Genomic DNA, 12,097 nt, shown 5'->3' with positions numbered 1-12,097 from the left:
ATTCCAACTACCAAAAGCTTTGTGACTACGGCGCTATACTCTCCTAGTTCTGTCCAGAGTATTGTTATTAAACTTGATCGGAAATAGTAAAATCCCTACCGTATAGGATTTCAGTGATCAAGAAAACAGGCTTAAACGCCCTGATATATAGGACTTTGAGAGAATTACTCCCTTTTATTATTGACTAAGTCTTTAAGCCTATTGAACAGAAACACCGCGATCGCGCCATCACTTACTACAGTTCTATCTTCATTAAACATGGCATTCTACGCGGTACCACATTCTGTAACCCCAGCGTTTGTCTCGGCTACTTCAAGCACTGATGAAAATGCCGCGATCGCCCTTCCGTCCACCGCAGTTCTATTAGAGCTAACTGCCGTATTTAAGCCAGCGCCTCTTGTTCCACGGGACAAACTATCGACATCCCCCAATAGCTCATTCAAAACCTCTAAACTCTGGTCCCCTTCTAGCGCCAAATTTCCTCGAGTTGTTCCTCGAGCTGCCGCAATCTCCTGCAGTCCGCGGAGTGCATTTCGCAAAGACCCGGTACTCATTAATGTCAAAATCTCAAAGTAACCCGAACCACAAACCTGAAAGGGTGAGTCCCCAGACTGAGGAATCACTAATTCCGAGTTCGGCGATACTAGAGCCGCATCGTCTGGTGCATCCCACTGAGTCGGGTAGATCACCGTCATGCTGCCATCTGAACCAATGACGATACAGCTCAGATATAGGGCCTGGTCCGAATGGTGGTTGGCCACCCGAATCTGGATATTTTCTCCCGACTGAAACGGCTCTATCGTACTGGTTAAAGTGCGGCTCAGCTCTCGAGACTGGCCTTGGGGCTGCCCAAAGGGTAGCCTGGCTCCATTGCGATTCGCCGAAAAGATTTCTCCTTCTACCCGCAGTTCAGTCGTCGTTCCTGCGAGAGAGGCCAATAGCTTGTTGGCCAGTAGCGCCTTCAGCCGTGCTTTCAGCCGAACAACGGCCCCCCTTACCGACTCATCCACCTGTCCGAAGGATTCGGCTACTAGCTCCAACGTTGGGGTAAATAGCAAAATTCTACCGACTGGCGGCACCTCTACATTGTCATAATCTTCAGCAATCTGCTGAGCATAGTCCGGCGTCATCCGCCCAATTAAATAGTCAAACGCGGTTTCCTGATCCACAGGCGAAGCCGCAATCCGGCTCTGCCCAGTCTGTTCCGAGACTAAGGCCGCATTCAGTTCCGTTTGCGCTAATGCCACATCCTCCCCCAGCGAAGGATCAACCCCAATTATGAGCTGAGGATTTGGCGGCAGTCCTACCACCTTCTCCCGAAGAAACATACCAACCTCGATCTCAGCTGACGACCCGGTGACAGGTTGGCCATATCCTGATAGACCTGTACGCCCCTTGTAGACAATTTCGCCCAGGGGTTCGCGGTTATCGCCCAGCACTGTAAACACCGCCTCCCCCTCTGACAGGTCTAAAAACTGAGGCGATACTCCGCCCAGCCAAAACTCAATCTCCTCCCCCGTTACATTTGTGACAACGGCTTCAGCCGGACCCTTGAGCGGTGCAGTGAAGTAAATTGGCTGCTGCTCACCATTGCTGCCGGGGGCCGCTTGGAATTTGGGTACCTGGGCTCGGTCTCGAGTCGCAGCAGCAGCACGGGTGCTGCGCTCTAGAGCAACCTGAACCGCTGATGCGGAAGTACCGCCCGTCATTTGCCAAAGATAGCGCGTCATCAAATAAGTAAACGCCCCCGCATGGAAACCATTGAAGGCCATATCCTGAGCTAGTTCACTAAACTGGGCTGAGCCAATCCCCAATCCCCGAGCAACGCCTGCCTGTCGCGCAGCTTGGAAGTCGTCATCTGATAGGTCGAGCTTAGACCGCAGCTGCTCCTGAAAATCAAACTCGGTCTGCACTGCCTTCAACGTCATGCTGCCGCGGCTGGTGCGTTCGGGGGCAGCGCGGACAATCGTATTACCTCGTAGACCACCGCCCGAATGACAGCTATCTAAAATAGCAGTGAGATTGTCAGTCTGGACAGAACGCATGAGCAAAAACAAAGTGCGCCCCATGATATCGGGTACTATCAGCTCGCCCGGACCTGCTTCAATCTCAGGCAGGGGATCGTTGGGAACGATCGTGCCATTGAATTCGCTACCCTCGTATACCGGATTCGGATCTAGTACTCGCGAGCCATGACCCGAGTAGTGAAACACTACCACATCCCCTGGCTTAACTTGCTCAACTAAATGCTCTTGAAATACCCTTAAGATAGTTTCCCGGTTGGGCTGAAGGTCCTCATTATCTGCCACTTTGACAATATCCACCGGGTTGAAGCCAAAGCGATTGACTAGCAGTTCGTATTGCAGTTCTACATCGGTGAGACAGCCCTGCAAATCTGCATTTGCGAAGTCATAATCATTGATCCCCACCAGCAGGGCGAGCTTACGCGGCGTACTCTGGGCCAGCACCCGACCGTATCGATCGGCCTGAGTCAAAAAATCGAGCTGGCTTAGGCCCAGGGCCGCCAGGCTAGACCCGGCAAACTGCAAAAAATGACGACGCTTCATCCGAGACATGGGATAATCCCCCTCATAGAGACTCAGGTCTGCAAACTTGAACTACTATCCCCCTATTTCTGGACAGGCGGAACCTATTCAACGAAAGGTTTAGTTTTGAAAAGAAATTTTTATGAAAATTCTGTGAATAGGTTCATCTTTCTCAGAAAGAAGGTCAGTAGTCCGTTGCGAGTGCTTCTATGGCAAGGGTTTATCGCCTAAAAATCAGTCAGGTGGAGCAAAGCTGCCTATTTGAGCTGACCTGGGGTAACGGGCGGCAGCTGAGCGCCCAGCTGCCCTTTCCCAACCCGCTTGAGACCTGCTATCGAGTCTGGCAGAGGAGCTACCTTCAGTACTATCAGAGCGCCCTGCGGGGTCGTTCAGTGGCCTCAGGCAAGATGACGCCTCAGCAGGACTGGCGTAGCCTGCTGGTAAAAGCAGAAAGGGCGCTGGAGGAAGAATTTGCCAAATGGCTGAGGCAGGAGCCGCTTTACACCATTCGTCGAGAACTGGGACGACGGGATCAGGACGCCAGGCCAGCGAATATCAACGCGCCAACCGACCTTTTGATATCGTGCGACTCTAGCCACCTGGGCCGACTGCCCTGGGAAACTTGGGAAATTGCTGCCGAATTTGGGTCGGTTCAGCCTATCCGCATCGGCAGGCTGCCGATCAACGTCCGGGAAAGGGCGGTACCATCCCAGCCGCAGCGGGGCAAAGCGCGGATACTGGTCATCCTTGGTGACGATAGCGGCGGGCTCAGCTTTGAAAGTGAGCAGAGCGAGATCGCAGCGCTGAGCCGGCTAGCCGATATCCACACCGTGGCCTGGAAGCCGGGGGCTGATATCGAGCGGCTGAAGCAAGCGATTTGCGATCGCCTGCAGGAGCCTGCCGGCTGGGATATGCTGCTGTTTTTTGGCCACAGCAACGAAGCCAAACAGGTCGGCGGCGAAATCGCGATCGCGCCCCATACCAGCCTCACCCTGCGCGAGCTTGAGCCCTACCTGCGCCAGGCCAAAGCCCACGGCCTCAAGTTTGCCCTGTTTAACTCCTGTAAAGGGCTCGATATTGCCCAGACGCTGATTGACCTGGGCCTAAACCAGGTGGTGGTGATGCGAGAGCCGATTCACGATCGGGTTGCTCACATCTTTTTGAAGCAGTTTATGCGCAGTCTCGCCCAGTTTGACGACGTGCATACGGCGCTACAAAAAGCGACCCAGTTTCTGCATTCCAGTCACAAAACCTATCCTTCGGCCTATCTAGTGCCGTCCCTGTTTCGCCACGCTGATGCGGTGCCCTTTCGACTCCAGCCGGTGGGCTGGCGGGCCTGGCTGCGGGCCTGGCTGCCCCAAACGCGCTGGCAGGCCGCGGCGCTGTGCATAATCGCCGGGCTGAGCCTAATCGCTCCGGTGGGCAATTCGCTGCTAGCGGGTCGGCTGTGGACCCAGGCACTGTATCGGGATCTCACCCAGCAGGTGCCTACGGCTTCGCCGCCGGTGCTGCTAGTCCAGATCGACGAGGACTCTATTCGTCGCGGCATTCCCAGCGGCGAGCCCTATCCAATCGACCGGGCCTACCTGGCGGAGATCGTCGAACGGCTCTCTGCCCTGGATGCTCAGGTCATTGGCATTGACTATTTGCTGGACCGATCCCAGGCCGAAAACGATGTTCGCTTTGCCGAGACGCTGACAGCCGCCGTCGCCCAGAACCGCTGGCTGGTCTTTGGCACCATTCTCGAGTCGGGTGATGAAGTTGACGTACATGACGATTTGGCTAGCCTAGACTGGGCCATGCAGGGCTACACTAATACGCCCCAGTGGTATTTAAGAGCCCTGCCCGCAGCGCGTTCCTGCCGGGATCGCTGTCCTTTTGTCTATCTGCTGGCGCTCGCGCAGCGAACAAGGCTGACCGCCGCGACTCGTCCCGACCTAGCTAGCAGTGACGATCTGCGAGAGACGCTGCTAGACAAGATTCAGGACGGCAGCTCAGATGATGCGTTACATCAGCTCTACAGCCTGCGTCTACCGTTGCTAGCTAGCCTATCTCGCTTCTGGAGGCAGCGCTGGCTGCATCCTGTGTTAGATTTTTCGCTGCCGCCTGAGCAGGTTTACGAACGGCTCAGCGCTTACCAGCTGCTGGAATCTTCGATCCCTCAGATGGAATCCCAATTTGACTGGGCTCATCAGGTGGTAATCGTCGCCTCTGGCGGCTATGGCGAGGCGGGCACAGGCTTTAATAAGGACTACTTCCCGCTGCCGCCCGCGATCGCCTATTGGCAGCAGGCGGATAGATTGCAGTGGCTGACCGGTGGGGAAGTTAACGCCTATGGGGTGCATCACTTTTTGCACCAGCATTACGTCGTTCCTATCCCCGATCTTTGGCTGGTAGGAATAGGCGCGATCGCGGGTGCGGGACTGTCTCTGTTTCTGCGCCGTCGTTCCCTTTCTCGCCCTCAGCAGTGGCTGCTGCTGACCGGGCTAAGTGCGGGCTACGGTTTGATTAGCTTGCAGCTTTACGTCTCTGCCCTGGTATTGCTGCCCTGGCTATTGCCGACCGCCGTCGTCTGGATTTACGGCCTGCCCCAGCTCACCCGTTCTCGATGAGGAGTGATCATGCTCAGACAGATTTATAGAGGGTCGTTTTTATTTTCCCTGGCGACCTCCGCTGCCCTCTGGCCGCTTCAGGCATCAACCGCTTACGCTCAGGACGAACCGCCCGAGCGTCCCCTGATTTCTCGCATCTTGGACCGCATTTTTCGCGATGACGAAGAGCGAGACAAGCCGACTATTTCTCGTGGGGATCTCCGGGATCTCTGTTTGATTGCTCCGGCCTGGCCGGAGCAAGTGAATACAATTTGGCATCAGCAGCCCGTCTTTGTCTGGCAGGGCGCGGTCGGCAAAATTGCAGTCCGAGACGTTGCTTCCGAGACCGATATCTGGACCTACGAACCGACTGCTGGAGAAACCCACGCCCGGTACGACGGTGCCCCCCTTCAGCCCGGTCGGCGCTATCGCTGGGACATCTACAGCTCGGCTAACGCCGATTCTCCCATCACCTTTCCCAGCTTTGAAACGCTGCCCCGCGCTTCGCATCAGCTGATTGGGAATGGTCTGACAGTAGCTGAGCAGGGCGGAGAGGCAATGGAGGAGATCGCGATCGCGCGGGCCAATTATTTTGCGAACCGCTCTCTATACATAGACGCAATTCAGGCGTTATTCGTTGTAGAGACTCCTACCCCGGCGCTGATTGCGGGTCAGGAACAGCTGGTAGACACAATTTGTGCCCAGAACAACAGCCAAAATTTGAGGTCAGACAAACTCGTATCACAGCCGTTGGGCGTTGTAAATGGCGGAAAGTCTGTCAATTTTAGTGATAGGAGTTAGGACTATCTACAGACTATGCTCTTGCTATACAGCCCTCTCGTAGGGCATTATTTTTCTGTCTTAGCAGAACAACTGATCCTATTGTCATTTAGAAAAATCATGAAACTACATAATTTACCGTTTGCCTTTCTGTCATCGATGGTCTTATTCTCTTCTGGGTCCGTCATTGCCCAGCCCTATGCTAGTCACCTGCGCCATTTAACTCTGTATATGTAGAAGCTGATATGCCCAGCGGCCCTATTTCTAGAGGAGCTTTTGGCACTCCTATCAATGAATCCTTCCTTGAGCAAGGAACTATTGACATGTTGCAAAATGCTGGAATTCCAACTGCTAGCAGCAGCTCCGGTAGTAACGTTGCTAAACTCATCGTTAGTCTAGATCGTGACCAAATCCCAACGAATAGAGGTGAAAGTATTTTTTCATGTGATGTTATGGGTAGGATTAACTTGAACACGAGAGGAGCTCAGATAGCGCCTATCTTGGTTCAATATGGAGGATACGGTGTTTCGGGAGGTCCCTATCTGGCAGAAGACAGCGTAGAAATTTCCTCTTCAGCAATCACAGACTTTATATCTGCTTGGAATAGCGTTCATTAAAGGTAGTTCCCCATCCTGCGGTAGATCTGTTCTATAGGCTTTGAGTTTGAGCCATACGCTTCGTCAGAATTAGAGATAAATCATTTCCGGTATTTGAACGGTGTTTCTCACTAAATATTTCTCTATTATCATCTTGGGATTTTCGATTACCCAGCTTGGTTTGACTTTTCCGCAAGCTGCAATGGCAGAAATGCTTTCGGGTGAAGATAGGATTGAAGCAATAGAAAACTTCAATCTAGCTGCTCAGAAGCATAGGTGGAGTTTATACAATTTGGTTGCAACCCGAGGCCTGGCAAACTACGACGAACTTCTTTTTGAGATACCAACAGGGAGAAGGTTTCAAAACATTTCCGTTGATGACGTTGCAGATGTCCTTGCGACGGGAGAGCCAACCGAGATTTTTCCCTATCCTGAAGAGACAGCATTATTGTTTTATTCATATGAAGCTAATTCTTTTCAGATATGGTTGATAACTCATGGTTCGCTGATTTATTTTAGTGGTTCTCCAGATTCTGAAAACGCTACATATGGAGTCACACGGTTTGCTGAGATCATAGGGAAAAAGCAGATTGCCATAATGTGAGTGGAGCACCCAACGGTATAGTCCCTATGGCCCAGCTAATCGCCAATGAACGAGTCGATGATATCCCGCTTTTGTTAAATCAGATGGAGAAGCTGAAGCTGAGTATTCTGGTCAATGAGCACTTCGAGTGCCATGGAAACTGGCAAGGGTTAAGTCTGGGCAAGGTTCTGGTGGGCTGGTTATCGTACTTACTATCGTAAGGGGACCATCGCCTCAATCAGGTAGAAGCGTGGGCCGCCGGAGTGAGCAGCACGTTACAGCGTTGTTTAGCGCCGACAGTTAGGAGCCTGGATTTTAGTGATGACCGCTTAGCTCGACTTTATCCATCAAGCAGAGTAGCAAAGCAAGTCAGACCAGGTGTTGAAGAGTTCTCCTGGGACTTTAACCATGTCGGCTTCAGCCGACGAGGACTGAAAAGTCTGTAACTGCCAAAGTTGCCGTCTGACCAGGGCTAGCGCATCAGAGAAGGTTGGGAGTGACTTTTGGTACCAAGCGGCGTTTGGCAGGTCGAAGGGCTGTTGTTTTTGCAGCTGGTCAGCAAGTGCAGTGACCATAGAAAATAGTGCCATGAGCGTCGGGGTGGTGCGCTCGATAGCCTTTGGTGACCACTGCCGCTGCGTCTCAATGCCCAAATGAGCCCGCACCTCTTCAAAGGTGACCTCGACCTGCCAGCGGAGACGAAACCACTGCAAGATTTGGGTAGGGGTAGCCGATAGGTCTGTCGCGAGCAGGGCCTGTGGCTTAAACTGACCTTTGGGATCTTTGATCAGGACCCAGCGAATTGGCACAGCGGGCCTGCCGGTGGTGTACCAGATGGCGGTAGCGGAGGTCACCTGTAGCGAGTAGTCACCGCGTCCGTACCAGTCTGGCATCACGACTGTCTGCCAGGGGGTGTAAGGGTTATCAATCAGAGGCTGGAGCCCAGGTAAGCGCTTGCCCACTTTCGGCGGGCGACCGCTCTGCCCAGGCAGCCTGGGTGGGGCCGGGCGGTAGAGCTGAGCATCGAGGCGGAGGCGAGTCACCAGATGTACCGGCGTACTCAGCTGCGAGAGTGCCCACAGCAGCTCCAAGGCGGCAAAGCTGCTATCGGCAACGACGACAATTGCTCTGTCCGGCAACCATCGCCGCACTTGTAACAGCATCTGCCGAGCCCAATCGGTCAAGCGTTTGTGCCGTCGTTGCTGCTGCTGGTGATAACGCTTGGAAGGGGCGAGTACGGTGAAAAAGGGCAGTCCCCAGGTGCGCTGAGCCCATGGAATGGGCACGAGCAGTTGCACACTGAGCCATCGCAATCCGCTGGTTTTGACAAAATGGCTGTGACTTGAGCGCACCGGGTCTCGGTAGATCCCTTTGGCAGCAATCTTTGGCCCTCGCCGTCGCTCAATCGTATCGTCTATCCCCATCACCAAAGGCCCGGTCGCAGCAAACACCGAGACCAGATGAACGAGCAAGATGCGACTGGCATTAAGGCTTGACCAAACCGCTCGATTAAGCACTCGGTGGTAGGTTTGATAGTTCTCTGCTTGGCTCGGCCCCATCACTCTTAAGATAGCGCTCACCGTGCGTTTCCCAGGTGCTAGAATAGCCCCAACGACCAGCACCAGAGCCGAGTCCCAGACTCGATGGGAGAACAGGGGCGCGAATAAGCCGATTACACTCACTATTTCCATTTGCAGCAGGTTGGTTGTGGTAAACCTATTGTGCCTGCTGCTTCCCTATTCCTGCTCCCATTTGGATAAAGTCGAGCTTAGAGCGCGTACTCGACCGATTGGGAGACGATGCCCAGTGGGATGAGTTTGAAGGTGCGCTGAACCGTCATACGGTGCGGGTGTATGACTTGAGCGTATCGTGTGTGCGCCTAGACACGACTACCAGCAGTGGATACAGACCGGTCGAAGCCGAGGGGTTATTTAAATTTGGCCACAGCAAAGATTATCGGTCCGACTTGCCGCAGGTAAAAATTTCGCAAGCGGCCTTAGACCCGTTAGGGATGCCGGTCAGTACCACCGTAGTGAGTGGCAATCAAGCAGACGACCCGTTGTACATTCCGGAGGTCAAGAAAGTGCAGAAGAGCCTTCGCTCAAGCGGATTGACCTATGTCGGGGACAGTAAAATGGCAGCGTTAGAGACGCGGCGTTACCTCGCCCAAAGTCAGAACTACTACTTGTGCCCGTTGCCAAAGAAACAGGTTTCAAAAGCCGATTTAGCTGAGTTATTAGCGCCTGTTTTTCGAGGAGAGGAAAAGCTTACGCCCGTTATTGCCCCGGCGGAGAACAGCAACTCTGAGGCAGCAGCGGAGCCGACACAAGCCGAACCTGACTTAATTGCTGAGGGGTTTACCCTGACGATGCCGCAATCGGTGGCGGTCGATGTAGACCCGTTCAGCTGGCGCGAACAGTGGCTCGTGGTGCATTCGTTTAAGTCCGCTGGGCGGCAACAACAAGGGTTGGACAAGCGCATCGAAAAAGCCACCGACGCGCTGAACCAACTGAATTTGACCGGTCGAGGGCACAAACGACTGTCTGCCTCGGAAATGGCAGCTGCCGTCAACCGGATTCTCCAACGCTACCGCGTCAAAGACCTCGTACAGGTGGCCTACGAGACCACCACTGCGACGACTCACAAACGCGCCTACCGGGATAAACCGGCGAGGACCATCACAGCAACCACCGTGACGGTAAAACCTACGCTTGACGCCGAAGCTTATCAGCAAGCAACGCAGCTGTTGGGCTGGCGAGTCTATGTGAGCAACGACCTGGAGTTGTCACTTCCAGAGGCGGTCTATGGCTATCGTAATGAGTATCTGATTGAACAAGGTTTTGGGCGATACAAGGGCAAAGCACTAGGACTTCGACCGCTCTATTTGGCCTCTGACCAGCGCGTCAAAGGCTTGATTCGGCTATTAAGTTTGGGCTTGCGTATCCTCTGCCTGCTCGAGTTTTCGGTGCGCACTCGGTTGCAGGCACACCAGCACGAGCTGTCTGGGCTCTATGCGGGTAATCCTAAACGGGCCACCCAAAAGCCCACGGCTGAGCTACTGCTCAAGGCTTTTCGCGGCATTACCCTCACGATTATGCAGATTGATCAGGTCAGACAACGCTTTCTCTCGCCTCTATCTGAGCTACAACAGCGCATATTAGAGTTGCTAGACAGTTCTGATGATATCTATCTCGCCTTATCTGGCTAATTGTGGCAAACTCCGTTTTTTATACGCGAACCATGAGTGATAAACCAAAATGGAGTCAAAGCATATTCCCAGAAAAATATTTCATTAAATGACGTTGACGAAGCAATTAGTGGATTGAAAGGCGCGTTATATATTGGCAGAATACAAGTTCCCCGCGTGCCTCATCCAGCAAGTATTAGGCTCGTTTGGGAGAATGATGTGGATGTACCTCTTAATAGGGCAATCACTAACCTTACAGAAATATTACTACCCGATGAGATGAGTGATTCTCTAGCTGGTATAAAACATCTGATCGTTGTACCAACACAAATGTTGGGTGCTGTTCCTTATGGAGTACTCAAGCCATTTGAGGACGATATGTACTTAGTGGATAAAATGTCAGTGTCTGTGGCTCCCAGCCTATTTGATTTATGGGCTGAAGCATCACCATGGAATAATGATTTGGCGTTTTCATCCGCTCTTATTGTTGGCAATCCTACGCTACCCTATAGCGATGAATGGACTGTTCCAGCTCTTCCTGGTGCTGAAACAGAGGCTTATGAGGTGGCAGAGTTGCTAGATGAAGTACCCCTAGTTGGGGAGTTGGCAACAAAGGATGCCATTGTTGAAAGAGCGCCAGAATCAACTTTTCTCTATTTTGCAACCCATGGAATATCTAGCTATTATGATCCCTTGGAGGGCGGTTTACTGATGTTTTCGGCTACAACGCTTGAACAAGGCTGGTGGACTGCAAGGGAGATTCAAAATGCGAACTTGAATGCAGAAATTGCTGTGTTGAGTGCCTGTCAAACAGGATTAGGACGTTCTCATGATGCTGGAACCATTGGGATTTCACGAGCCTTTCAAATTGCGGGTGTACCAAGAGTCGTTATGAGTCTATGGAACGTTGATGACGAATCAACCAACTTGCTGATGCAGTCATTTGTCAGAAACCTTGAGAATGAGATGCCAGCTGAAGCCCTTCGTCAGGCAATGTTAGAAACCAGGGAAATTTATCCATCTCCACTTGATTGGGCATCGTTTACACTTTTTGGAACTCCAAGATAAAAGAATAAACAGCTATAAGAGAACTGCCCGTAAAAAATGTTCTATCCACCTATCCAGGACTCAGCCTAGGGAGTTTAGTGAGTAGGTCAGCAAAATTATTTTCTAAATGTTGAGGCTCCCTGAGTCCTCCCATACTGGCGGTGGCTGAATTCAAAGCCCCCAGGATATAGCCCAAGGGGCATTCAAGAAAGGGGGGTTGGGGGCCTACGCAAGCAATCAAACTTGCTACTTGTTTTTGTAAACGATTAAGTTGATCTACTTATTTCTGACCACCAGTTCACTTGTGGTAGCCTCCTTATGCCCCATTGCCAATCAAAATAAACGGAGCCCAGTAATACGGATGGCTCAAATCTGACGCCACCGGTCTCGGCTCCCCCTCCTCAGTCAACACTTGCAAAGACACCGGACCCAGCTCTAAGCCCACCACCGAGTAATCACCTGTCATCAGCGCCATCTGCGCCCGCTGTAGGGCCTCTGTCCGGGTCATGCCATCTTGAATTAGCGCGGCGTAAAAGGCATTCATCAGCCGCTGGGTGCCGCCGTCGCTCACCTTCCAGAGCGAGGCCAGGGTTGCCTGAGCGCCGATGTTTTGCATCTGATAGCCCAGTCCCAACACTTCTATTAGACGACAATTAACTTGGCTGACTGACGACAACTAACTTGTCCGGTTCATGAGATCGCATCAGGTTCTTACAGAGCGTCAATTAGCGACAAGCCCTTAACATTTCCAACTGCAATATAGACAC

The 12,097-nt window shown here is 52.5% G+C and carries 8 protein-coding genes and 2 pseudogenes; 7 read left to right on the top strand and 3 right to left on the bottom strand.

The genetic code is table 11. The annotated features are described in order from the left end of the window. Positions 1 to 266 precede the first annotated feature (266 nt). Positions 267 to 2,576 (bottom strand): caspase family protein, encoded by a 2,310-nt coding sequence (locus tag IQ241_RS21725; protein ID WP_193911282.1) that lies wholly within the window; start codon positions 2,574 to 2,576, stop codon positions 267 to 269. Positions 2,577 to 2,755: 179 nt separating this feature from the next. Between IQ241_RS21725 and IQ241_RS21720 the strand changes: the two genes are divergently transcribed. The 5 genes and pseudogenes from IQ241_RS21720 to IQ241_RS26935 form a co-directional block, all read left to right on the top strand. Next, positions 2,756 to 5,158 carry a CHASE2 domain-containing protein gene (locus IQ241_RS21720; RefSeq protein WP_193911280.1) on the top strand — a complete coding sequence of 801 codons (2,403 nt, stop codon included), beginning with the start codon at positions 2,756 to 2,758 and terminating at the stop codon, positions 5,156 to 5,158. A 9-nt stretch (positions 5,159 to 5,167) separates the two neighbouring features. Further along, on the top strand, positions 5,168 to 5,938 hold the full coding sequence (locus IQ241_RS21715) for a hypothetical protein (RefSeq protein WP_193911278.1): 771 nt from the start codon (positions 5,168 to 5,170) through the stop codon (positions 5,936 to 5,938). Between the two features lie 224 nt (positions 5,939 to 6,162). Then, positions 6,163 to 6,534 carry a hypothetical protein gene (locus tag IQ241_RS25755; RefSeq protein ID WP_228021956.1) on the top strand — a complete coding sequence of 124 codons (372 nt, stop codon included), beginning with the start codon at positions 6,163 to 6,165 and terminating at the stop codon, positions 6,532 to 6,534. Between the two features lie 100 nt (positions 6,535 to 6,634). Next, a complete protein-coding gene (locus tag IQ241_RS21710) occupies positions 6,635 to 7,117 on the top strand; it encodes a hypothetical protein (RefSeq protein WP_193911276.1) in 483 nt (160 codons plus the stop codon). Between the two features lie 26 nt (positions 7,118 to 7,143). After that, positions 7,144 to 7,431 (top strand): annotated as a pseudogene (locus IQ241_RS26935) (IS1634 family transposase); the annotation flags it as partial. 12 nt (positions 7,432 to 7,443) lie between these two features. On the opposite strand, the gene IQ241_RS21700 reads toward IQ241_RS26935, so the two are convergent. Beyond that, positions 7,444 to 8,787: an IS701 family transposase gene (locus tag IQ241_RS21700; RefSeq protein ID WP_193911274.1), complete on the bottom strand. Its 1,344-nt coding sequence runs from the start codon at positions 8,785 to 8,787 to the stop codon at positions 7,444 to 7,446. A gap of 77 nt (positions 8,788 to 8,864) precedes the next feature. Between IQ241_RS21700 and IQ241_RS21695 the strand changes: the two are divergent. Together IQ241_RS21695 and IQ241_RS21690 are read left to right on the top strand one after the other, a co-directional pair. Next, a pseudogene (locus IQ241_RS21695) lies at positions 8,865 to 10,304 on the top strand (IS1634 family transposase); the annotation flags it as partial. Between the two features lie 36 nt (positions 10,305 to 10,340). Further along, positions 10,341 to 11,351, top strand: coding sequence for a CHAT domain-containing protein (locus tag IQ241_RS21690; RefSeq protein WP_193911272.1), 1,011 nt, complete (start codon positions 10,341 to 10,343; stop codon positions 11,349 to 11,351). A gap of 295 nt (positions 11,352 to 11,646) precedes the next feature. On the opposite strand, the gene IQ241_RS21685 is transcribed toward IQ241_RS21690, so the two are convergent. Next, complete coding sequence (locus IQ241_RS21685) at positions 11,647 to 11,964, bottom strand: CHAT domain-containing protein (protein ID WP_228021953.1); 318 nt, start codon at positions 11,962 to 11,964, stop codon at positions 11,647 to 11,649. Between the last annotated feature and the right edge of the window lie 133 nt (positions 11,965 to 12,097).

The organism is Vasconcelosia minhoensis LEGE 07310 (genome assembly GCF_015207255.1).
Taxonomy (GTDB): domain Bacteria; phylum Cyanobacteriota; class Cyanobacteriia; order Phormidesmidales; family Phormidesmidaceae; genus Vasconcelosia; species Vasconcelosia minhoensis.
Note: the sequence above shows the minus strand (reverse complement) of the source record. Positions and strands in the feature narration are given on the sequence as shown.